14 protein-coding genes, 2 tRNA genes and 2 rRNA genes are annotated in these 21,640 nt (G+C 37.8%); 6 read left to right on the forward strand and 12 right to left on the reverse strand.

Features of this window, described 5'->3' with window-relative positions; genetic code table 11:
* Positions 1-22 precede the first annotated feature (22 nt).
* From lnt to NBT05_RS10700, 3 genes are all read right to left on the reverse strand, one after another.
* Positions 23-1,609 (reverse strand): apolipoprotein N-acyltransferase, encoded by a 1,587-nt coding sequence (gene lnt / locus NBT05_RS10690; protein ID WP_265769854.1) that lies wholly within the window; start codon positions 1,607-1,609, stop codon positions 23-25.
* A 275-nt stretch (positions 1,610-1,884) separates the two neighbouring features.
* On the reverse strand, positions 1,885-3,621 hold the full coding sequence (locus tag NBT05_RS10695) for a T9SS type A sorting domain-containing protein (RefSeq protein WP_265769855.1): 1,737 nt from the start codon (positions 3,619-3,621) through the stop codon (positions 1,885-1,887).
* 451 nt (positions 3,622-4,072) lie between these two features.
* Positions 4,073-5,176 (reverse strand): PorV/PorQ family protein, encoded by a 1,104-nt coding sequence (locus NBT05_RS10700; RefSeq protein ID WP_265769856.1) that lies wholly within the window; start codon positions 5,174-5,176, stop codon positions 4,073-4,075.
* Positions 5,177-5,302: 126 nt separating this feature from the next.
* Between NBT05_RS10700 and NBT05_RS10705 the strand changes: the two genes are divergently transcribed.
* Complete coding sequence (locus tag NBT05_RS10705) at positions 5,303-6,070, forward strand: CDP-alcohol phosphatidyltransferase family protein (RefSeq protein ID WP_265769857.1); 768 nt, start codon at positions 5,303-5,305, stop codon at positions 6,068-6,070.
* Here NBT05_RS10705 and lptB read toward each other — a convergent pair.
* The 4 genes from lptB to NBT05_RS10725 all read right to left on the reverse strand — a co-directional run bounded on the left by lptB (position 6,067) and on the right by NBT05_RS10725 (position 9,366).
* Positions 6,067-6,807 carry an LPS export ABC transporter ATP-binding protein gene (gene lptB, locus NBT05_RS10710; RefSeq protein ID WP_265769858.1) on the reverse strand — a complete coding sequence of 247 codons (741 nt, stop codon included), beginning with the start codon at positions 6,805-6,807 and terminating at the stop codon, positions 6,067-6,069. The genes NBT05_RS10705 and lptB overlap by 4 nt on opposite strands.
* A 410-nt stretch (positions 6,808-7,217) precedes the next feature.
* Positions 7,218-7,562 carry a carboxymuconolactone decarboxylase family protein gene (locus tag NBT05_RS10715; RefSeq protein ID WP_265769859.1) on the reverse strand — a complete coding sequence of 115 codons (345 nt, stop codon included), beginning with the start codon at positions 7,560-7,562 and terminating at the stop codon, positions 7,218-7,220.
* The gene (tatC, locus tag NBT05_RS10720; protein ID WP_265769860.1) at positions 7,559-8,398 is read right to left on the reverse strand and encodes a twin-arginine translocase subunit TatC; all 840 of its coding nucleotides are present in this window, start codon (positions 8,396-8,398) and stop codon (positions 7,559-7,561) included. Before tatC ends, NBT05_RS10715 begins: the two co-directional genes overlap by 4 nt.
* A gap of 2 nt (positions 8,399-8,400) precedes the next feature.
* Positions 8,401-9,366, reverse strand: coding sequence for a KpsF/GutQ family sugar-phosphate isomerase (locus NBT05_RS10725; protein ID WP_265769861.1), 966 nt, complete (start codon positions 9,364-9,366; stop codon positions 8,401-8,403).
* 226 nt (positions 9,367-9,592) lie between these two features.
* Here NBT05_RS10725 and recQ point away from each other — a divergent pair, with 226 nt between their 5' ends.
* Positions 9,593-11,794 carry a DNA helicase RecQ gene (recQ, locus tag NBT05_RS10730; protein WP_265769862.1) on the forward strand — a complete coding sequence of 734 codons (2,202 nt, stop codon included), beginning with the start codon at positions 9,593-9,595 and terminating at the stop codon, positions 11,792-11,794.
* Positions 11,795-11,905: 111 nt separating this feature from the next.
* Here the strand turns inward: recQ and rplT are convergent, their stop codons facing one another.
* The 4 genes from rplT to thrS form a co-directional block, all read right to left on the reverse strand.
* Positions 11,906-12,250 (reverse strand): 50S ribosomal protein L20, encoded by a 345-nt coding sequence (gene rplT / locus NBT05_RS10735; RefSeq protein ID WP_265769863.1) that lies wholly within the window; start codon positions 12,248-12,250, stop codon positions 11,906-11,908.
* Positions 12,251-12,389: 139 nt separating this feature from the next.
* Entirely contained in the window at positions 12,390-12,587 is a 198-nt protein-coding gene (gene rpmI, locus NBT05_RS10740; protein ID WP_265769864.1) for a 50S ribosomal protein L35, read from the reverse strand.
* A 60-nt stretch (positions 12,588-12,647) separates the two neighbouring features.
* Positions 12,648-13,142, reverse strand: a complete 495-nt coding sequence (gene infC / locus NBT05_RS10745) for a translation initiation factor IF-3 (protein WP_265773236.1) — start codon at positions 13,140-13,142, stop codon at positions 12,648-12,650.
* A gap of 99 nt (positions 13,143-13,241) precedes the next feature.
* Positions 13,242-15,185 carry a threonine--tRNA ligase gene (gene thrS / locus NBT05_RS10750; RefSeq protein WP_265769865.1) on the reverse strand — a complete coding sequence of 648 codons (1,944 nt, stop codon included), beginning with the start codon at positions 15,183-15,185 and terminating at the stop codon, positions 13,242-13,244.
* 1,036 nt (positions 15,186-16,221) lie between these two features.
* Between thrS and NBT05_RS10755 the strand changes: the two genes are divergently transcribed.
* Positions 16,222-17,744: ribosomal RNA gene (locus NBT05_RS10755) — 16S ribosomal RNA — on the forward strand.
* A 37-nt stretch (positions 17,745-17,781) separates the two neighbouring features.
* Here NBT05_RS10755 and NBT05_RS10760 read toward each other — a convergent pair.
* A complete protein-coding gene (locus NBT05_RS10760; RefSeq protein WP_265769866.1) occupies positions 17,782-17,997 on the reverse strand; it encodes a hypothetical protein in 216 nt (71 codons plus the stop codon).
* Between the two features lie 54 nt (positions 17,998-18,051).
* Between NBT05_RS10760 and NBT05_RS10765 the strand changes: the two genes are divergently transcribed.
* The 3 genes from NBT05_RS10765 to NBT05_RS10775 all read left to right on the forward strand — a co-directional run bounded on the left by NBT05_RS10765 (position 18,052) and on the right by NBT05_RS10775 (position 21,591).
* A tRNA-Ile gene (locus NBT05_RS10765) sits at positions 18,052-18,125 on the forward strand.
* 190 nt (positions 18,126-18,315) lie between these two features.
* A tRNA-Ala gene (locus tag NBT05_RS10770) sits at positions 18,316-18,389 on the forward strand.
* Between the two features lie 340 nt (positions 18,390-18,729).
* Positions 18,730-21,591, forward strand: a 23S ribosomal RNA gene (locus tag NBT05_RS10775).
* The 16S and 23S rRNA genes sit together here with 2 tRNA genes alongside, the layout of an rRNA operon.
* The last annotated feature ends 49 nt before the right edge of the window (positions 21,592-21,640 follow it).

Genomic DNA, 21,640 nt, shown 5'->3' on the forward strand with positions numbered 1-21,640 from the left:
CTTGTAAAATAGCACACTCATTTTACAGACCAACTGCTCCTCTCCTTCGGGTTACTGCATATAAGAAAATAAAAACCATCATAAAGATGGCAACTCTGGCCAGATAATCCCCTGCCTTTACATAAAACGTAATGGTATCATTAGTAAATAAAGAACCGGTTAGAACTCCTTTATCTTTATAAGGCAGAGAAGCTACAATTTCACCTTTTTGATTAATAATTGCAGAAATTCCGGTATTGGCGCTTCTGGCAATAGAACGTCGGGTTTCAATAGCCCGTAATTTAGCATAAGCCAGGTGTTGCTGGTGTCCTTGCGTATTACCCCACCAGGCATCATTGGTAATAATAGATAAAAAGTCAGCACCATTACGAACATAACCCGTCACATATTCGCCATAAACACTTTCGTAGCAAATAATCGGGGCAGCACCGATACTATCTCTAGTAAAAAATACTTCTCTGTCATCCTGGGTGGTTTTCTTAGCAACTGTTCCCCCCAGGTCAATCATAGCATCGCCAAGGATAGGTTTTAAAAATTTTTGATATGGAAAATTTTCAACACCTACCACCAGTTTACTTTTATGGTACAATTCATAGGAATAGTCAGGTCGTATAAAAAAAGCCGAATTGTAATCGTCAAAATATACACCTTCCTTAAATTCATTGGTTTGCTTCCTGATTTTTTTTTGGTCAGAAAAAACATCAATCATCGAAATTCCAGAAAGAAAATAAGATTCCTTTGACCCTTTAATAATCTTATTTGCCGTTCGTTTAGCTTTTGAAAATTCAAACTTACGCAACCGGTTATTATCTGCAAAGACAGTTTCTGGCGCAATATAGAACTGAATATTATCTTTAGCCAGTGTATCGGTCATTTCAATTAGTAATTTACCTACTACTTTGTCATTTGTAGCGTATTTTTCAAGGTAAGGATCAATATTAGGCTGTAAAATAGCAACTTGTACCTGATCCCCTTTTTCCTCATAAGAATAAAATAGGAAAAGGGATAGGAGCATAGGTACAATAATAAAAGAACCATTGGTTAAAGCCGATCTTTTAACAATCGATATATCTCGATGCTGTAAATATAAAAGTAGCGATTTAAAAATTCTGAAATTTAAAATAAGTATCCATAATGAACCTCCGGAAACCCCCGTATATTCATACCACTGAACCAGTGAAGTAAAATTGGCAAAGCCATTACCCAGATTAAGCCAGGGCCAGGAAAACTCCCAGTGTAAATGTAAATATTCAAAACTAAGCCATAGACAGCATAAAAAAATAGCGCTCATTTGAAAACTAACCCTTCTGGCTACCACGTGATATAACCAGAATACACTACTCATCAATATAGTATTTGCAATTTCAGCAAACCACATCCCAAAAGCTGTTGAATTATAAATCCACCAGGTAGTACTTACATTCCAAACAAAAAAAGCAATAAACGCATATCCGAAAGCTAGTAAAGCATGTTTTTTAGTATCTCTAATTTGCTTTTCAACATATAATAAAGGGATAAACCCGAAGAATAATAGTAACGGAAACCCATAGGTAGGCCAGCTTAACGCTAAAATAACTCCTGATAAAAGAGAAAGCAGTATGAATCTCATGCTTTAGTAGCCTTTAAGGTTAAGAATAAATTATTAAAAGATTCCATAAATAGATTAGTAAATTCTTTTAGCTTCAACAAAAATAAATATTACCCTATAAGCAACCTAACAAAGTAAAGATAGTTGTGAACTTTAAAACACTTCCAGGCATAAAGTAAAAATGCATCATTTCTAAAAAGAAATGATGCATTTTAAAAAAGCAAACTTAACAAATTTATTGACTTTAAGAATTTCTAGTAATCTTAAAATAAATACGATGCTATTTTTATGAACTGCTAGTTTACAACTAACTTCTTAATAACTGTTTCCTGTGCATTGTTAAACTTAACAATATAATGTCCGGAGCTTAAGCTGGTTAAATTTAAATCATGCGTACCAGAACCTGCACTAACAATTTCTTTTAAAACGCTTTTTCCGGCAAGTGTAAAAAACTCAACGATATACTCACTGTTTCCAATAGTTTGAATAGTAGTAATGTCCGTAGCCGGATTTGGATAAAAAGCAAGTTCGGATAAACTGTCGGTAATTCCATCTTCAGCTATGGCACTTCTGTTAGTACCACCACATCCGGTCAGGTTAGCTCCGTTTAATTTGACGTTGGATTTATTTTTCTTAAACCAGATATCACCTTTAATATTAATTTGACACGCCTTTAAATTATCGTTAATAATAACATTCTTATTTCCTAAATCTCCACGGTTAATTACAATTCTACCAGAACTAAATTTACCAGAATAGGTATTTTTAGCCTTTCCTTTTCCTGCATTACCTACATAGAAATCTTCAGCATCTCTTATTTGAAGTGCTGTTTTCACATTATTTCCTACAGCATTAAATCTGTTCCCATAGATATTGAAATTTCTAGGACCATAGGAATGTACATCACGCTTACAGGTTTTTCTACTTGACATAAAGGGCCTGTTCTGAGTACATCTGGGACTGGCTTCTGCAAACGAATGTGCTCTACCACCCTTATTATCAAATAGCCTTATTGGTGTTTCTGTATATCTCTTATATCCCTCTTTTGCGGCAAAGGCAATTCCAAAAAGTCTTTTGATGTTAAAAGTGTTGTTTTTAATAGTAATATTTGTACAAAACTGTTCAATATGAAAACAAGCTCCACTTCCTTTTCCGGTAGTACCGCCCCCTTCAAAAGTATTATCTGCAAAGGTTGCTCCTGATACCTGAACCATCCCAATATTCCATCGTACGGTAGCACCAAAAAAGTTATTTCGTATAGTAGCATTTAAATCAGTAGATTGTCTATATCGACGTACGCCTTGTTCTCCTGGTATCTTATAAAAATCATTTCCACAATCGGATCGGATAGCAACACTATGCTTTCCTGTAAAACGGCTATTTTCAATAACAACCGGACTAGAAAAGGAAGCAAGTGCATTTTTCTTACCACCTATAAGGTTTCCTTTTCCATCACGTTTGTTAGTTCTCCTGTCAATTAATAAAATTACAGAGTTTCCACTAATGTTACTAAAGTTACAGCCTTTTACAACCAAACCATCCGTATAGTTTGGTATAGATGGTGATCTTGAAGCAATTCCAATTCCGTTAAAATTCCGCATGTCACAGTTAATGAATTGAACGTTCTTAGTGTTATTCACATTAACCAGTATTCCGTAACTATTAGAAGATGTGTTACCACCTCCGTCAATAATAATGTTATTAAAACGAACAACCCTATTTAGTGTGATCAAATTACCAATCCTATTGGAAGTCACTTTTAGAATGGCTTTTTTATTTGAGTTGTTGCTAGTCTTAAAAACGATTCGTTTACCGGCAGGAATATTTAATGTTCCCTTCAATCCATAAACCTTGCCTGGTAAAAATTCGATTTCATTATCCTTTGGAGAAAGTGATTTAATAGCGTTCAGGATTTCCGCTCTGTGGTCTGCATTAGCTCCTTTATAAGGAACTTGTTTTGCATGAACGTATTGAACTGTGACTGCGATTAAGAAGCAGAGCAATACTTTCATTGAGTTGTTTAATTGTGTCATAATATTATAGTTTATAATTATATTTTAAAATTATCATAAACTTTCTTAAAACGACAGGCAGTATGTACTTAAATATAGACTAAATGGTTAAGGATGTATGACAAATGTACTTTTTGTAAAATGCCAATAATCTAGAAATGAATAGGTATATTAAAGATACATTAGCAAAAGGTTTATATTAATTTGAGGAGAAGAATCCCGGTAGACAAGATTAGGATTGACTTTATATGCTAACAATCTGAAAATTTAAAATATTTTACCAACAGATTGAGATATGATTATCTGCTCATAAAGCTATTCAGTGATAGAAATTAAAGATTTGTTATAGAAGGATAATTTCTAATGATCTTAATTCGTAGTATGACAAAAGCTTTATCAAAAAAGTATAGAATTAGAAATATTTATGAAGATGTAAGACTAAGGAAGGTTTGTTTAGAACTTAAAATCATATTTAAAAATTCTTCTTTGAAAAAATACTCCAATCCACTTTTAAAGAAAAAATGTTTGAATAGATAGCAGCACTTTGATCTCCTATGTCTGTAAGAGCATAATCGATAGAAATTCCTTTATAATGAAAACCAACTCCAAAATTCGGTTGAAAGCCAATCTCATTCGTACCGTCGAATTGTTGAATGTTTTGAAAATTACCTACACCGCCCCTTAAAAAAATCAATTTATTGTAATCCAGTTGAAAACCGAAAGCAGGAACCGCACTAAAACTTGAAGTGGATATGATATCATTAGTTTCAGCAAATCGTACGTTCATATTAAGTTCAGCTAATAATTCAAATTTATTGCTGATCTCAAAATATTTTGCTGCCCCAAGTTGTAATTTTGGTAGCGTAATCTCTGTAGTCTCCGGTAATTCCTGATCTCTTAATTGTTCGATTTCTTCTTCATCCGGAGTGCCGTTACCATTTAAATCTCCTATTGCAAAATCTTCTATACTCCAGGTATTATAAGTTGTAGTAACATCCCTGACCATTAATCCAAAACGCCAGGAGTTTACAGCATATTGGATACCAAGGTCAAAACCAAATCCCCAAGCTGAAGCAAAATCACCAATTACCCGTCGAATTACTTTTGCATTAGCTCCATAAGATAATCCGTCCCAACGAGTAGTTCGGGCATAAGAAAAAGTAAAAGCATAATCTGCCGCCGAAAATAAATTAATCCGAGTGTAGTCTATATTTCCATCCGCATCTACCAGGCTGGTTGTATCTAAAATATCATCAACTCCAAACCGAATGATAGAAATCCCCAAAGCACTACGTTCATCTATAGGCATGGCGTAACCCAGGTAATCATAATTGGCAATATTAGCAAAGTATGCCGCGTGCATAAAAGAAATTTGATTATCCTCAAGCAACGTTAAACCGGCCGGATTCCAGTACCCGGAGTTGACATCCTCAGAAGTGGCAACCACAGCATTAGCCATTCCTAACGCTGCCGCATCTACACCAATATTTAAAAATTCGTTAGAATATTTACGAGTAGTCTGTGCGGTCAAAGAATAGAAACAGGTAAGAATAAATATAATCGCAACTTTATTCAACCTTAACAATTTTTTACAAATATCTTACTATTTTTTTATTTTATAAACTTTATTTCCATGTTCATATTGTATTCGACAATGATTTAGACGAAAATTGTTTACTACATTTACTAAAAATTTGGTTTTATGCAATTAAAAAAACAAATTCCTAATTTTATTACTCTTTTAAACCTGTTTAGCGGATGTATCGCAGTATTGTTTGCTGTACAAGGGCAATTGCCCTTAGCTGCTGCATTTGCCCTGTTAGGGATTGTATTTGATTTTTTTGACGGATTGGCAGCTAGAGCCCTGCAAGCCTATAGTGAATTGGGGTTACAATTAGATTCGCTAGCAGACGCCGTTACCAGCGGAGTAGTACCCGGGATTGTGATGTATCAGCTACTAACCCGTTCGTTTGGACAACCGTTCTATATAGATTCGGGAAACTGGCAGGAAGCGCAGGTTTATACTAGTTTTGATATTTCCTATGTATCCTTTTTCGGTTTATGTATCACTTTAGCCTCTGCCTACCGTCTGGCTAAGTTTAATATTGATACCCGACAGACCGATAGTTTTATCGGCCTCCCCACTCCGGCAAATACTCTATTAATTCTAAGTTTACCTTTAATTTTAGAATATCAACCGTCCGCAATAGTCACTAGTATAATAGAAAATAAAATAGTACTTCTATTAATAACCATAATCAGTTGCTATCTCTTGAATGCCGAAATAAAATTATTTGCCTTAAAATTTAAAACCTGGGGTTTTAAAGAAAATGCGATGCGCTACGTATTTTTAATTTTATGTTTAGGTTTATTAATAACACTTAAATTTATAGCAATACCCATTATTATCCTACTTTACATCATATTTTCTGCGGTGTATAGTTTTAGGAATAGGGGAGTAGTAGTTTAAAAATTTAACTTCTTTTTACGTAGTTCGAAGTTTTGCCCCAGGTACACTTTACGTACCATTTCATCTTCTGCTAATTCTTCGGGGATACCTGCTTTTAAGATACTTCCTTCAAACATAAGATAGGTACGATCGGTAATGGCAAGTGTTTCCTGTACGTTATGATCCGTAATTAAAATACCAATATTCTTGTTCTTCAACTGTGCTACGATACGTTGAATATCTTCTACTGCAACTGGATCTACTCCGGCAAAAGGTTCATCCAGCAAAATAAAATTAGGGTCTGTAGCCAGTGCTCGTGCAATTTCCGTTCGCCTGCGTTCCCCACCACTTAGTAAGTCTCCTCGGTTTTTTCGGATATGTCCTAAACTGAATTCATCAATTAAAGATTCCATTTTATGTTGCTGTTCCTTTTTAGAAAGCTTAGTCAGTTGTAACACACTTAAAATATTATCTTCAATACTCAATTTTCTAAAAACCGAAGCTTCCTGAGCCAAATATCCAATTCCATTTTGCGCCCGTTTATACATTGGGAATTTGGTAATATCTGTTGTATCTAGTGAAATTTTTCCGCCGTTAGGCTTTACAAGTCCTACGATCATGTAAAAAGAAGTAGTCTTACCTGCCCCGTTAGGACCCAGTAACCCAACGATTTCACCCTGGTTTACTTCTAGTGAAATTCCTTTAACCACCTTCCGGCCCTTGTAGGATTTCATTAAATTATCTGCCTTTAACTTCATATTTAAAATGACTTATGTTCAAAACCTATGTTACGAATTTACAGTATTAAAAGACAATTCAAGTAGGATAAAAGAGAAGTTCGTTAAGTTTAGTAAATAAGGCAAAAGCCAAAAGTAACTAGTAAAATTTTCTCTCAAAATACTACAACGTTATCCTATGCTGCTTTTAAAAAAAGAATCTCAAAATTCGCAATCTAGCATCTATTTTCCATTTTCCATCAACTATCAACTAACACCTATCAACCATCAACAAAAATCTCAATACTCAATACTAACTACTCAATACTAAAAACCACCAACAACCTCTATTCTCTAGCTTCTATTTTCGAACCTCTATTTTCTAACCTCGATTCTCTATCAACAAACAACCCCAAACAAAAATCTCAATACTCAATACGAACTACTCAATACTAAGAATCACCTTCCAACGCATCCCAAAACTCATACGCCTTACGTAAATGCGGAATCACAATCGTACCACCCACTAACGTAGCAATACCTAAAGCTTCAATCACCTCTTCCTTTTGCAAACCTTCTTTATGACAGGTCTCCAAATGATATTTCACACAATCATCACAACGTAACACCGCCGAAGCAACCAAACCTAGAAGTTCTTTGGTTTTAACATCCAAAGCACCAGGCATATATGCATTTGTATCCAGGTTAAAAATACGTTTGATAATCTTGTTGTTATCTTCCAAAATTCGGGAATTCATTTTCTCCCGATACTCGTTAAATTCTTCTACCATACTCATGTAACAGATACCTTTTTTTGTTTTTTATTATTATTTCGAACTACAATTTTAGAAATCAAAATGCTAACCTCATATAAAATCAATATGGGAATCGCCACAATAATCTGACTTACAATATCGGGTGGAGTGATAATAGCCGAAAGAATTAAAACAATGACCAAAGCAAATTTCCGGTATTTTCTTAAAAATTCAGGAGTAACTAAACCAACTTTTGCTAAAAAATACATGATAATTGGAAGCTCGAAAATTAATCCGCAAGCAATAACGGAAACACGCACCAGGCGGATATAATCATCAACATCAAATTCATTTAATACCAATTCACTTACCTGATAGCTTCCTAAAAAGTTCAAAGAAAGTGGCGTAATTACATAATACCCAAATAAAACACCTAAGAAAAACAATAGCGAACTAATAAAAATAAAACCCTTTGAATATTTTCGTTCGTTTTCATAGAGGGCAGGGGCTATAAACTTCCAGAATTCGTATAATACAAAAGGAAATGCGGCAATAAAACCAGCAGTAATTGACGTCCAAATATGAACGGAAAACTGCCCGGCAACCTTACGGCTTTGTATACTAAAAGGAGATTGTTCAAAACATAAACTATTATCCATACCTGATAATTGGGATAGCCAACATAATCCTCGATACGTAGGAAAGTCTGCGTTTCTAGGGCCAAAAATTAAGACATCAAAAATAAATCCCTTAGCAATAAAAGCTATGATCCCCATAATCAAAACAGCCGTAGTTGCTCTTATTAAATGCCATCGTAACTCCTCCAAATGATCCAAAAAAGACATGGTTTGCGGATCTTTCGTTTTCTTTTTTGCCATAATTATAGAATTCCTTCTCTCATTAAATCATGAATATGAACAAGACCGGTATATACCCCGTTTTCGCTTGCTAACACCTGAGAAATATGATTGTTCTCTAAGACCTCTAGAGCATCAACTGCAAGGGCATCGTTTTCAATTTGCTTTGGATGTACAGACATAATATCCGATGCTTTTAACCCTTCAAAAGATTCAGAAGTTGTTAACATTCGTCTAATATCCCCATCGGTAATAATACCTATTATTTTATTGTTTTCCAAGACTGCCGTAGCTCCCAGGCGTTTTTCAGTAATTTCAAAGATAACTTCATTAATACTTGAATCCGGATGAACTACCGGTTTTTCATTAAGGGCAGTAATGTCACTAACACGTAGGTAAAGTTTTTTACCTAAAGTCCCGCCGGGATGATATTTAGCAAAATCCGTGCTGGTAAATCCTCTTAAATTTAATAAACTGGTAGCTAGCGCATCTCCAATCACCATTTGTACCGTAGTACTGGTCGTAGGAGCCAGGTTATTAGGGCAAACTTCTTTTTCAACATAAGCCTTAAGGACAAAATCAGCTTCCTTTCCTAAAAATGAATCGCGATTTGAAGTAATACCAATAATCTTATTTTTAAATTCCTTAATAAAAGGAACTAGCACCTTTATCTCAGGAGTATTACCGCTTTTTGAAATACAGATAACAATATCATCTTTTAAAATAGAACCCAAATCCCCGTGAATGGCATCTGCCGCATGCATAAAAACGGCAGGAGTACCGGTTGAGTTCATGGTAGCTACTATTTTTGTGGCAATAATAGCACTTTTTCCAATTCCGGTAACAATTACCCTTCCTTTAGATTGATGGATATGTTGTACAACTTCGGCAAACTCGGTGTCGATAAAAGATTCAATGGTAGCAATAGCTTTGGCCTGTTCAAGTATTGTGGTTTTTGCAAAAGAAATTATAGATTCTTGTGTATCCAAAATTTTAGAATTTCGCTCGTTATAATAAAGAATTTGTTATCTTTAAAAGTACAAAGGTAGAGAATACCGTAAGATTATCAGATAAGACAAAAAAAAAGCTTTTAATTTTCGGTATTTTTTATATTTGTACGTTATAAAATACAGAACGACAAACCTTTCTAAATTTTTTATTGGGGAATACAAATAAGAGGGTTGTTAAATATGGAAATTTAATGGAATTGATTGGATGGATGTAACAGAAATGGAATTACAGAAAGCCCTGAAAAAATACTTTGGGTTTGGGCAATTTCGTGGATTACAGGAAGACGTCATAAAGAGTGTTTTAAATAAGGAAAATACGTTTGTAATTATGCCTACTGGCGGTGGTAAATCGCTTTGTTATCAATTACCGGCACTTATGTTAGAAGGTACGGCAATTGTAGTATCACCACTTATTGCCTTAATGAAAAATCAGGTAGATGCCATTAGGAGTATCTCTGAACATAGAGGGGTAGCACACGTACTCAATTCCTCTTTAAATAAATCCGAAGTAAAACAAGTAAAAGAAGACATCCTTTCCGGGATTACTAAATTACTATATGTAGCACCAGAATCTCTAACTAAAGAAGAGTATGTCGAATTTTTAAAAGAGCAAAGTATATCGTTTCTTGCCATTGACGAAGCCCATTGTATTAGTGAATGGGGTCATGATTTTCGTCCGGAATATCGGAATTTACGTAGTATTATTGAGCGAATTGGTCAGAATATACCAATTATAGGCTTAACTGCCACCGCTACACCTAAGGTACAGGAAGATATTTTAAAAAACCTTAGGATGCATAAAGCCAATACTTTCAAAGCATCCTTTAACCGTCCAAATTTATACTATGAAATTCGCCCGAAAACTAAAAATGTAGATGCGGATATCATTCGTTTTGTAAAACAAAACAAAGACAAAAGTGGTATTATCTATTGCTTAAGCCGAAAGAGAGTGGAAGAACTTGCACAAACCCTGGAAGTTAATGGGATTAAAGCAGTTCCTTACCATGCAGGATTAGATGCAAAAACCCGGGCAAAACATCAGGATATGTTCCTTATGGAAGATACGGATGTCGTAGTAGCAACAATTGCCTTTGGTATGGGGATAGACAAACCGGATGTCCGTTTTGTCATTCACCACGACATCCCTAAAAGTATAGAAAGTTATTACCAGGAAACCGGTAGAGCTGGTAGGGATGGAGGAGAAGGACACTGTCTGGCGTACTACTCGTATAAAGATATTGAAAAACTTGAAAAATTTATGAGTGGAAAACCTGTTGCCGAGCAGGAAATAGGGCATGCCTTGCTTCAGGAAATTGTAGCTTTTGCTGAAACTTCTATGTCTCGTAGAAAGTTCATTCTTCATTATTTCGGAGAAGATTTTGATACGGTAAATGGGGATGGCGCAGATATGGACGACAACGTTAGGAACCCTAAAAAACAACAGGAAGCTCAAGATGAAGTTCGTACGTTGCTAAAAATTGTAAAAAAGACCGGAGAAATCTATAAATCCAAAGATTTAGTCAATGTTCTAACTGGTAAAAGCAATGCACTCATTTCTTCGCATAAAACTAATACCCAAAAATTTTTTGGTAGCGGTTCAGATAAAGATAAAAACTACTGGATGGCACTAATCCGACAAGTGTTAGTGGCCGGATACCTTAAAAAAGATATAGAAACTTACGGAGTAATCAGAATAACAAAGGCAGGAAAAAAGTTTATCGACAATCCTGAAAGTTTTATGATGACTGAAGATCATATTTATTCCGAACATAATGATGATCAGTCGATTGTAACGGCAAAGTCCGGAGGTGCCTGTTTAGATAAGGTGTTAATAAAATCCTTAAAAGAATTACGTAAAAAAGTGGCTAAAAAGCTAGGAGTTCCTCCTTTTGTAGTTTTTCAGGATCCTTCTATAGAAGATATGGCTTTAAAATATCCGGTCACGATAGAAGAATTAGGGAATGTTCATGGAGTTAGTGAAGGAAAGGCCAAGAAATACGGTCGAGAATTTATTCATTTAATTTCGGCTTACGTCGAGGATCATAATATAATTAGACCGGATGACTTAGTTGTAAAAAGTACCGGTGCTAATAGTGGTCTTAAACTTTATATTATTCAAAGTGTAGATAGAAAACTTCCTTTGGATGATATTGCTGCCGCCAAAGGTATGGACATGGAGCAATTTCTTAAAGAAATGGAAGTTATTGTCTATAGCGGAACCAAATTAAACATTTCTTACTGGTTAGACGAGATTTTGGACGAAGAGCAACAGGAAGAAATACATGAGTATTTTATAGATGCTGAAAGTGATGATATAAGTCTTGCTATGGAAGAATTTGATGGGGATTATGATGATGAAGAATTAAGAATGTACCGAATTAAATTTATTAGTGAAGTAGCAAATTAAATTGATTTGTAAACTACTATTTGTAATTTAGAAACAAAATATAAATCTAAAAAGCCATCTGAAAAACAGATGGCTTTTTTAAGTGAGAAATATTAATATTAAATATTGTAATTAATTTATTTTATCTACGATTGCTTTAAAAGCTTCCGGATGATTCATAGCTAAATCTGCAAGTACTTTACGATTTAGTTCAATACCATTTGCCTTTACTTTTCCCATAAATTGAGAATAGGACATTCCGTGTTGTCTGGCGCCCGCATTAATACGAGTTATCCATAAAGCACGAAAGGTTCTCTTTTTATTTCGTCGGTCTCTGTATGCGTATGACATAGCTTTGTCAACTGCATTTTTAGCAACGGTCCATACATTTTTTCTTCGTCCGAAGTAACCTTTGGCTTGTTTTAAAACTTTTTTTCTTCTGGCTCTTTTAGCAACAGAATTTACTGATCTTGGCATAATTTTAAATTTTTAGTAGTAGGCGGCCGATAATCGGCACTTGATTTTTTACATAAGATACTGAACTCATAACTCTGAACTCATTACTTCATAAAAGCCTAACTCCTGGGTTTATTAATAAAGTAACCTTTTGAAAATATTATTTAAGGCGTAATTGCTCCTTAATACTACTTTCATCGCTTTTGTGCACTAACGTCATTTTAGTTAATGCAAGCTTACGCTTCTTAGACTTTTTTGTCAAAATATGACTTTTAAAAGCGTGCTTTCTTTTAATTTTTCCGGTACCGGTAAGCTTAAAACGCTTTTTAGCACTGGATTTGGTTTTCATTTTAGGCATTGTATCCTTTTTTAATTCTCACTTATATAATAAAACTTTAACCTATTACAGACTAAAGTATTACTTCGTTTTTTTGGGAGCGATAAACATAATCATACGCTTACCTTCCAGTTTTGGCATTTGTTCTACCTTACCGTACTCTTCTAATTCCTGAGCTAGGCGTAATAGTAAAATCTGACCTTGATCTTTATAAATAATAGACCGTCCCTTAAAGAAAACATAGGCTTTGAGCTTTGCTCCTTCACTCAAGAATTTAACCGCATGTTTCTTTTTAAATTCATAATCATGCTCATCCGTATTGGGACCAAACCTGATTTCCTTAATAGTTACTTTAGAAGCTTTATTCTTAAGAACCTTATCCCTCTTTTTCTGTTCGTAAAGGAATTTTTTATAATCCATTATCTTACAAACAGGCGGTACGGCTTTAGGCGAAATCTCGACTAAATCCAGTTCTTGTGCTTCGGCAAGATCTCTTGCTTTTCTTATGGGATATACCCCAACTTCAACATTATCTCCAACCAGACGCACTTCATCAACCCGTATTTTATGGTTAATTCTATGAGCATCCTCTTTAATAATTCGGGCTGGCTTTTGGGACCTTCTTCTTCTTATTGCTATGGCTTATAATTTTTAATTAAACGTACTATTTATTTTTTAAGGATTAAAAGATTTTAAAGAAGTAGCGATTTCATCTTTGATAAGACTAGAAAACGATTCAACAGATAAAGTACCCAGATCTTCGCCTCCATGCTTTCGTACTGAAATCATACCCTCTTCCTCTTCTTTTTCTCCAACTATTATAATATACGGAATTTTTTTCATTTCCGCCTCACGAATTTTCTTGCCAATAGTTTCATTGCGATGATCCGAGAGGCTGCGAATTTCGTTATTTTCTAACAAATTTAAAACTTTTTCAGCGTATTTTTCATACTTCTCGCTGATAGAGAGTATAATAACCTGTTCGGGCATGAGCCAGAGCGGAAAGTTGCCTCCTGTATGTTCCAGTAAAATAGCAATAAAACGTTCCATACTCCCAAAAGGAGCTCTATGAATCATTACCGGTCGGTGTAATTCATTGTCATTTCCCTTATAAGTAAGGTCAAATCGCTCCGGTAAATTATAATCTACCTGTATCGTACCTAATTGCCAACTTCTACCCAAAGCATCCCTTACCATAAAATCAAGTTTGGGTCCGTAAAACGCAGCTTCTCCGGTTTCAACTACATAAGTAAGATCTTTATCCTTAGCCGCATTAATAATAGCTTGTTCTGCCTTATCCCAATTTTCGGTAGTACCTATGTATTTCTCAGGCGTTTCCGGATCTCTTATAGAAACCTGAGCGGTAAAGTCTTCAAACCCTAAAGATCCAAATACATATAATACCAGGTCAATTACTTTTTTAAATTCTTCATCCAGCTGGTTAGGAGTACAAAAGATATGCGCATCATCCTGCGTAAATCCACGTACTCTTGTTAATCCGTGTAACTCGCCACTTTGCTCATATCGATAAACTGTTCCAAATTCTGCATATCTTTTTGGTAAATCCCGGTAAGACCAGGGACTATCATTATAAATTTCGCAATGATGCGGACAGTTCATGGGTTTTAATAAAAACTCTTCTCCTTCATTAGGGGTATGAATAGGTTGAAAACTATCTTCCCCGTATTTCGCATAGTGACCTGATGTTACATAAAGGTCTTTTTGACCAATATGCGGAGTTACCACCATTTCATAACCTGCTTTTTTCTGTGCTTTCTTTAAAAATTGTTCCAGGCGGTCTCGTAAAGCAGCACCATTAGGTAACCATAAGGGTAATCCCTGGCCAACTTTCTTTGAAAAAGTAAAAAGTTGTAATTCTTTTCCTAATTTTCGATGATCTCTTTGTTTTGCTTGTTCCAGAAGTTCCAGATATTCTTTTAAATCCTTTTGCTTCGGAAAAGTAATACCATAAACTCGGGTCAGTTGTTTGTTATTTTCATCTCCCTTATGATAAGCTCCGGCTACACTCATAATTTTTACAGCCTTCACAATTCCTGTATTAGGAATATGGCCTCCACGGCATAAATCCGTAAAAGTATCATGATCGCAAAAGGTAATAGTTCCGTCTTCAAGCCCTTCAACCAATTCTACTTTATATTCATTAGTACCTTTATAATAAGAAAGTGCTTCGTCTTTAGATACTTCCCGCATTACAAATTCGTGTTTTCCACGGGCAATTTCCAGCATCTTATCCTCTATAGCTTTAAAATCTTTTTCTGAAATTGTTTGATCTTCCAAGTCAACATCATAATAGAAACCATTTTCAATGGCAGGACCCACCCAAAGCTTTACCCCAGGATATATAGCTTCTAAAGCTTGTGCTAATATATGAGCAGATGAATGCCAAAACGCTGTTTTTCCTTCCGGATCTTTCCAGGTAAACAAAGTCAAACTTCCATCCTTGGTAAGTGGAGTTTTAGTTTCAATAGTCTTCCCATTAAATTTTGCAGAAATTACGTTTCTGGCAAAACCCTCACTTATATTTTTAGCTACATCTATTGGAGTAGCTCCGGATTCAAACTCCCGAACAGAAGCATCAGGCAAAGTAATCTTGATCATGTGATTTTAATTAAAGAACGCAAAGATAGCGTAGTCAAAACATCCTTACAATAGGAAATGAGTAATAGTTGTAGTAGATAGAAATACATTACAAAGTATCGAAGGAAAATAGTAATAAGGTTTAAGTTTAAGTCAATATCATAAGTGCAAATCCACGTAGAAATACTTGTTGTAAGTTTTATTGAGATTACTATTAAACATTACTAGTAGAAATAAAATTTTATAGCTTATTAAATAACAAGGTGTTAGGAAGTAAGTTAAAAAAACTTTAAAAAAACGGGTTTAGAATTAGTTTAAGAAGTAAAAAAGGGTTGTATATTTGCATCCGCTTAGCGAGAGGGTATAGTGATATATTCTTATAGTAAAAAGCAAAGTTCATTGACTAGGTAGTATTTTTTGTTTTGGGGGAAAGAAAAGTCCTGGTAAAAACCTTGTAATAGTTTAGTTATAAAGGTTTTAAAGAGGTTAAGAAACTTTCTTCAAAAAAACTTAAAAAAGTTTTGTTTAAAAGTAAAAAGTAGTTGTATATTTGCACCCGCTTTGGGGCTGAGAGGATGGGTTAAGGAGAGGAGCGATAAGGTTCATTTATATAGGTGTAAGAAAGGGTATTGCTTTGGTAAGTAATAGGTAGGGGTTCGATTCCCTGGGTACTCACAGGTAAGTTTCCACGAAGGTGGAAATCTATAGACCTCAAATTAAGTTGGAGGTAGAGATCCTCAACTGGATTGAGGATAAAGTTCATAGACATATTGATTGACAGCGCGTACATTGTTTGTCATTCCTGCAAAGGCAGGAATCCATGACAAATAGTGATACAAATAAGAAAGAAGAATTAAGACTAGCATCATTAGTTTTTTTAAGTTGTAGTTTATTCTTTACGGTAAGTAATTATGGTAAGGATAAGATTATAGTTTAAGAGGACAGAGAAGAGGAAGTATTAGAATTCCGGTTGTATTTTTTGAGAAACATGGTAATTGAAGGGTGCTATTGAGGCACTATGATTATTATCATCCCTGCGCAAGTAGGGAAAGATTATACGATGAAGAGTTTGATCCTGGCTCAGGATGAACGCTAGCGGCAGGCTTAACACATGCAAGTCGAGGGGTAACATAGGTGCTTGCATCTGATGACGACCGGCGCACGGGTGCGTAACGCGTATAGGACCTACCTTTAACTAGGGGATAGCCCAGAGAAATTTGGATTAATACCTTATGTGGTAATGATGTTACATGGCATTATTATTAAAGATTTATCGGTTAGAGATGGCTATGCGTCCTATTAGCTGGTTGGTAGTGTAATGGACTACCAAGGCTACGATAGGTAGGGGTCCTGAGAGGGAGATCCCCCACACTGGTACTGAGACACGGACCAGACTCCTACGGGAGGCAGCAGTGAGGAATATTGGACAATGGAGGCAACTCTGATCCAGCCATGCCGCGTGCAGGAAGACGGCCCTATGGGTTGTAAACTGCTTTTATAGAGGAAGAACGCCCACTACGTGTAGTGGAATGACGGTACTCTACGAATAAGGATCGGCTAACTCCGTGCCAGCAGCCGCGGTAATACGGAGGATCCAAGCGTTATCCGGAATCATTGGGTTTAAAGGGTCCGTAGGCGGGCTTATAAGTCAGTGGTGAAAGTTTGCGGCTCAACCGTAAAATTGCCATTGATACTGTAGGTCTTGAATTATTGTGAAGTGGTTAGAATGTGTAGTGTAGCGGTGAAATGCATAGATATTACACAGAATACCGATTGCGAAGGCAGATCACTAACAATTAATTGACGCTAAGGGACGAAAGCGTGGGTAGCGAACAGGATTAGATACCCTGGTAGTCCACGCCGTAAACGATGGTTACTAGTTGTTTGGATGTAAATCTGAGTGACTAAGCGAAAGTGATAAGTAACCCACCTGGGGAGTACGTTGGCAACAATGAAACTCAAAGGAATTGACGGGGGCCCGCACAAGCGGTGGAGCATGTGGTTTAATTCGATGATACGCGAGGAACCTTACCAGGGCTTAAATGTAGTATGACAGGTTTAGAGATAGACTTTTCTTCGGACATATTACAAGGTGCTGCATGGTTGTCGTCAGCTCGTGCCGTGAGGTGTCAGGTTAAGTCCTATAACGAGCGCAACCCCTGTTGTTAGTTGCCAGCATGTAAAGATGGGAACTCTAGCAAGACTGCCGGTGCAAACCGCGAGGAAGGTGGGGATGACGTCAAATCATCACGGCCCTTACGTCCTGGGCCACACACGTGCTACAATGGTAGGTACAGAGAGCAGCCACAACGTGAGTTGGAGCGAATCTATAAAACCTATCACAGTTCGGATAGGAGTCTGCAACTCGACTCCGTGAAGCTGGAATCGCTAGTAATCGGATATCAGCCATGATCCGGTGAATACGTTCCCGGGCCTTGTACACACCGCCCGTCAAGCCATGGAAGCTGGGGGTACCTGAAGTCCGTCACCGTTAAGGAGCGGCCTAGGGTAAAACTGGTAACTGGGGCTAAGTCGTAACAAGGTAGCCGTACCGGAAGGTGCGGCTGGAACACCTCCTTTCTAGAGAAGCTCTGTAGGCAGGTATAATTGGTAATTGTTAGATGACCGTTATACGTAAAGCCAAAGCAGACAAACGAGAGGTACGATCGGAGGCTTTCTTTTTCTCTTTACTTTTATCTTCTACTAGGTCATTAGCTTTTATAGTTAATTGTTTAAGTAGGGGTAGTGGTAGATGAGTACCTGGTTTTAATTCTTTTAGCTGTCGATTAATTAATTTAAAAAAAGATACAGGAAACAAGAAACAAGAAGACAAGACGTTTTTGTCTTGGGTCTTGGTTCATATGGTCTTGGGTCTATTTTAAAAGACAGTCTCATAGCTCAGCTGGTTAGAGCGCTACACTGATAATGTAGAGGTCGGCAGTTCGAGTCTGCCTGAGACTACTTTATCAATTGAGAATTTTGAATTAAGAATTCGGAATTTTTAGTTGCTGTAATGTGATATAATTTTGAATTCATTATTTAAGGATTCTTAATTAGAAAAAAGTTCATTGTAAAAAAGATTAAAAGGAAATTCTGGGAGTAGGGTATTCTAAATTCATAATTCTGAATTCTACATTCTGAATTAGGGAAAGGGGGATTAGCTCAGCTGGCTAGAGCGCTTGCCTTGCACGCAAGAGGTCATCGGTTCGACTCCGATATTCTCCACTTATATAATTAAGAATTAAGGATTTTGAATTCAGAATTTTTAATTTGTTATTATAATTTAATTCATAATTCTGCATTCAGCATTTTGAATTAAAAAAGTTCATTGACATATTGATTAAGAGAAACGAGAAGGATTGGTTGTTTTGACTTATTTTATTTGGTTGGCTTTACGATAAGGTACGGTATGTTTGTTTTGGTTAAGAAATTACCAGGCAGGTATAAGGTATGTATGATGAGAGTTAGTAAGATAGAAGTAGGGAAAGGATAACTGATCTGAAAGAGAAATAGAATAATAGAGAGATAAAAAAACTAAGAAGAGCGAGTTTAAGAGCAAAAGGCCAGATAAGCTAGATAAGGGCGTATGGGGGATGCCTAGGCTCTCAGAGGCGAAGAAGGACGTGATAAGCTGCGATAAGCTGCGGGTAGTGGCACATACACTATGATCCGCGGATTTCCCAATGGGGCAACCCGGCATGTTGAAGACATGTCACCTGATTTATCAGGGGCGAACCCGGAGAACTGAAACATCTAAGTACCCGGAGGAGAAGAAAACAATAGTGATTCCGTTAGTAGTGGCGAGCGAACGCGGAGAAGCCCAAACCAGTTATGTTACGGCATGACTGGGGTTGTAGGACCACGCTATAAGATATATATTGAACTAGAACACTTTGGAAAGAGTGGCTAAAGAAGGTGATAGCCCTGTATAGGTAAGGTATATTGATTTAGTGGTATCCTGAGTAGTGCGGGACACGAGTAATCCTGTATGAATTAGGCGGGACCATCCGCTAAGGCTAAATACTCCTGAGAGACCGATAGTGAACCAGTACCGTGAGGGAAAGGTGAAAAGAACCCTGAATAAGGGAGTGAAACAGATCCTGAAACCATACGCTTACAAGCGGTCGGAGCTGATATTTATATTGGTAACGGCGTGCCTTTTGCATAATGAGCCTACGAGTTACTTTTACTGGCAAGGATAAGATTTTAAGGATTGGATCCGTAGCGAAAGCGAGTCTGAATAGGGCGCCATGTAGTCAGTAGTAGTAGACGCGAAACCGTGTGATCTACCCTTGGGCAGGTTGAAGCTTTGTTAACCCAAAGTGGAGGACCGAACCCGTTGACGTTGAAAAGTCTTGGGATGACCTGAGGGTAGGGGTGAAAGGCCAATCAAACTCGGAAATAGCTCGTACTCCCCGAAATGCATTTAGGTGCAGCGTTAGTTTAGTTATATAGAGGTAGAGCTACTGATTGGATGCGGGGGCTTCACCGCCTACCAATTCCTGACAAACTCCGAATGCTATATAATGATGACTGGCAGTGAGGGCATGGGTGCTAAGGTCCATGTCCGAGAGGGAAAGAACCCAGACCATCAGCTAAGGTCCCAAAATATATGTTAAGTTGAGAAAACGCGGTTGGACTGCCCAGACAGCTAGGATGTTGGCTTGGAAGCAGCCATTCATTTAAAGAGTGCGTAACAGCTCACTAGTCGAGCGGTCCGGCATGGATAATAATCGGGCATAAACATATTACCGAAGCTATGGATAGTCCCCCCCTTTGGGGGTTATGAGGCTGTGGTAGGGGAGCATTGTAGTTTTGTTGAAGGTGAGGGGTGATCCTTGCTGGAGGGGCTACAAAAGAAAATGTAGGCATAAGTAACGATAAGGGGGGCGAGAAACCCCCCCACCGAAAGACTAAGGTTTCCTGGGCTATGCTAATCAGCCCAGGGTTAGTCGGGACCTAACGCGAACCCGAGAGGGGTAGTGGATGGACAAGCAGTTAATATTCTGCTACCTGCACGGCATTAAAAGCGACGTAGGCGAGAAGTTGGTGCGCACAGACGGAATTGTGCGTTGAAGGGAACAGTAATGTCCTGATAGTACACGGAGTCTTCGGATGAAGTGATAACCCAGCGGATCGACTACCAAGAAAAGCAAGCCGATGCAGCCCGTACCGTAAACCGACACAGGTAGTTGGGATGAGAATTCTAAGGTGCTCGAGAGATTCATGGCTAAGGAACTAGGCAAAATCGACCCGTAACTTCGGGAGAAGGGTCGCCCCCGCTTTGGCGGGGGCCGCAGTGAAGAGGTCCAGGCGACTGTTTATCAAAAACACAGGGCTATGCGAATTAGAAATAAGAAGTATATGGCCTGACACCTGCCCGGTGCCGGAAGGTTAAGAGGAGGGTTTATCCCGAGCAATCGGGAAAAGATCTGAATTGAAGCCCCGGTAAACGGCGGCCGTAACTATAACGGTCCTAAGGTAGCGAAATTCCTTGTCGGGTAAGTTCCGACCTGCACGAATGGTGCAACGATCTGGACACTGTCTCAGCCATGATCTCGGTGAAATTGTAGTATCGGTGAAGATGCCGGTTACCCGCTGTGGGACGAAAAGACCCTGTGAACCTTTACTATAGCTTAGTATTGACTTTGGATAAGTAATGTGTAGGATAGGTGGGAGACTGTGATCATGCATCGCCAGGTGTATGTGAGTCATTGTTGAAATACCACCCTTTGCTTATTCGAAGCCTAATCCCGAATACTCGGGAGACAGTGCTTGGTGGGTAGTTTGACTGGGGTGGTCGCCTCCAAAAGAGTAACGGAGGCTTCTAAAGGTCTGCTCAGTACGGTTGGTAATCGTGCGTAGCGTGCAATGGCATAAGCAGGCTTGACTGAGAGGCATACAGGCCGATCAGGTAGGAAACTAGAGCATAGTGATCCGGTGGTTCCGCATGGAAGGGCCATCGCTCAAAGGATAAAAGGTACTCCGGGGATAACAGGCTGATCTCCCCCAAGAGCTCATATCGACGGGGGGGTTTGGCACCTCGATGTCGGCTCGTCACATCCTGGGGCTGGAGAAGGTCCCAAGGGTTGGGCTGTTCGCCCATTAAAGTGGCACGCGAGCTGGGTTCAGAACGTCGTGAGACAGTTCGGTCTCTATCTACAGTGGGCGTTAGAAATTTGAGTGGATCTGACTTTAGTACGAGAGGACCGAGTTGGACGAACCGCTGGTGTATCAGTTGTCCCGCCAGGGGCACTGCTGAGTAGCTACGTTCGGAGTGGATAAGCGCTGAAAGCATATAAGCGCGAAACCCACCACAAGATGAGATTTCTTTAAAGGGTCGTGGGAGACTACCACGTCGATAGGCTATAGGTGTAAAGGCAGTAATGCAAGTAGCCAAGTAGTACTAATAACCCATAGGCTTACAGGGCCCGGTAAGTCCCCTTTCTAAAAGAAAGGGGCGGATACTTTGCTTT

The organism is Aquimarina sp. ERC-38 (assembly GCF_026222555.1).
Taxonomy (GTDB): domain Bacteria; phylum Bacteroidota; class Bacteroidia; order Flavobacteriales; family Flavobacteriaceae; genus Aquimarina.